Source organism: Mesorhizobium sp. M8A.F.Ca.ET.021.01.1.1 (genome assembly GCF_003998025.1).
In the GTDB taxonomy this organism is placed as follows: domain Bacteria; phylum Pseudomonadota; class Alphaproteobacteria; order Rhizobiales; family Rhizobiaceae; genus Mesorhizobium.
On record NZ_RZSJ01001111.1, the window covers coordinates 1 to 479 of the forward strand.

A 479-nucleotide genomic window follows, 5' to 3' on the forward strand; every position below is an offset into this window, starting at 1 on the left:
AGGTTGGACACCGCCGTGGTGCCGCCCTGGTACTCTTCCGGCTTCAGCTTGCGGCTGCGGGCACGGCTGGCCAAGTCCTTCATCTCGTTGGAGATGACCGACAGCGTCTTTTCATCGGCGTGGCGGATGATCGGCGTGATCAGGCCGCCGGGGATCGACACGGCGACGCCGACATCGGCATGCTTGTGCTTGACCATGGCGCTCTCGGTCCACGAGGCATTGGCATCCGGCACCGCCTTCAGCGCCATGGCCATCGCCTTGATCACCATGTCGTTGACCGACAGCTTGTAGGCGGGCGCCTCACCCTTGTCGGTCTTCTTCACCGGTGCCGCCGCATTGAGCTGCGTGCGCAGCGAAAGCAGCGCGTCGAGCTCGCAGTCGAGCGTCAGGTAGAAATGCGGGATGCTGGTCTTGGCCTCGACCAGGCGCCGCGCGATGGTCTTGCGCATATTGTCGTGCGGGACGAGTTCATAAGAGCC

The 479-nt window shown here is 63.9% G+C and carries 1 protein-coding gene; it reads right to left on the reverse strand.

Features of this window, described 5'->3' with window-relative positions:
• Nucleotides 1-479: 2-oxo acid dehydrogenase subunit E2 (locus tag EOA36_RS36860; RefSeq protein WP_189553580.1), on the reverse strand; the 479-nt coding region annotated here is incomplete at both ends.